The 1660-nt window shown below is 64.5% G+C and carries 1 protein-coding gene; it reads right to left on the bottom strand.

Annotated elements, in window-relative coordinates; translation table 11 throughout:
* Positions 1-135 precede the first annotated feature (135 nt).
* A complete protein-coding gene (locus CRM90_RS29865) occupies positions 136-1539 on the bottom strand; it encodes an IS1380 family transposase (RefSeq protein WP_013470146.1) in 1404 nt (467 codons plus the stop codon).
* Between the last annotated feature and the right edge of the window lie 121 nt (positions 1540-1660).

The following is a 1660-nucleotide window of genomic DNA, read 5'->3' as shown; positions in this document are numbered from 1 at the left end:
AGCCTCAATCCGTGGATCGACCCTGTTGAGGTCCGGTCAGACTGATTTTGCTGTGCTGCGGTGGGTGGGCAGCGTGAATCCGCTGGTCTGTCCAGCTTTTCCTGTGGTCTCCGGTAGTGCCTGTTCGGCGAGTGGTCAGACGGTTGCGGTGGCTGGTGGGCTGTAGCCGATGGTGTTGCGCCACAACGTGAGCCAGTGATCTGCCCAAGGCCAATGTGCTGGTAGGTGCAGGATCGGTCGGCGTTGTGGCCGGGCCAGCCGGGCCGGGACGGTGACGATCTTGCGGCGCAATGTCGCGCCGCGGGCTACCGCGTGGGCGCCTCCGGCCAGCACGCCGGCGGCGCGCAGCAGGTTGTGCGCGATCGCGGCGCACAACACCCACGCCGAGTTCGCCCCGAACCGCCCAGACGGCATATGGGCCAGGGGGCCGTCGATCAGGTCGGCGAACACGGTTTCGATGATCGCGTGTTGGCGGTGGGTGATGTCGGCCTTGGCGGTGGGAAGGTCGGTGTTGGTGAAGAACGGGTGATATCGCCAGACGGGGAACAGGGCGTCGCGGAATCTGGCGTCTTTGACCCGGCGCACCACTAGGCGGGCGGTGAACCGGTCTTTGGTCGACGCGAAGGCGGTGTAGCTGATTTCGGCGACCTCGGCATCAGAGATCCAGTCCCCGGTGTCGGGATCACGCACCGCACCGGGATATTTCACTGGTGTCCAGGCGGACTCGTCGATCGCGGTGATGGCCCGATCAACGGCCGAGTTTCGAGTCATGACCACCGAGAAGCGGGCGCCGTGGCTTCGGCAGGCACCCACGACGGCGCGGGTGCCGTAGGCCGAATCACCACGCACCAGAATCTGCCCGGTCACGCCGGCAGCGCGGGCGGTCGCGATGGCTTGGGTGATCATCCGGCCCGCGCCTTTCCCGGAGCCGGTCTTGCCGGCACGCAGTCGCATCCCGGCGATCACCGGTGCCGACCCGGGGGTGCTGATCGTGGTGGCCAACGGCGAGAGCCCTTTGCGCAGGACCTGCTTGCCGGCGATCTTGGTGTGACCGTAGGAGGCACCTTGCTTGGCGTGACCGAAAACCGGACGCAGCAACGAGTCAATGTCGATGAACGCTTGGGTGTCCGCGCCGGGCAGCAGGTCCACCCGTTCACACAGCGCGGCCAGATGATGACGCAGGACTGACTCCAGTTGGCGGGCATGTCCGAAAGTGAACTCCCGCAACAATGTTCCAATCGTCGACGGTGCGTACACGCCGCCGAAGAGGCTCTTCATCCCACCAGAGCGCACCACATCGAGGTCATCGATGCTGTCAGCGCCAGCGCACATCCCGGCGATCACCGTGGTCAGCTTCGGTGCCGGATTGGCCGAGCCAGATCTGACCTTGGGTGCCGGGATGGAAATCTTGTCAGCCAACAGTTTCGGCAGCCCGGTCTGGGTGGCCAGTGTCATCACCGGCACCAGCCCCGCGCACGACACGAGATGCTCATCATCAAAGACCGCCGACCCAGCGGCGAACCTATGGGACACTTTCACCGGAAGTGCCTTTCTGAACTGGCCTGATTGATGCGTAGAGAACACCAATCCTCCCAGCTCAAGGGGCACTTTCCTCATTCCGACACCCCACGACCAACCAATTTATCGGTGGATCGAGGCT

It is taken from the genome of Mycobacterium sp. ENV421, from assembly GCF_002887815.1.
Classification (GTDB): domain Bacteria; phylum Actinomycetota; class Actinomycetes; order Mycobacteriales; family Mycobacteriaceae; genus Mycobacterium.
The sequence above is the reverse complement of the archived record's forward strand: the minus strand, read 5'-3'. Positions and strand labels throughout refer to the sequence as shown.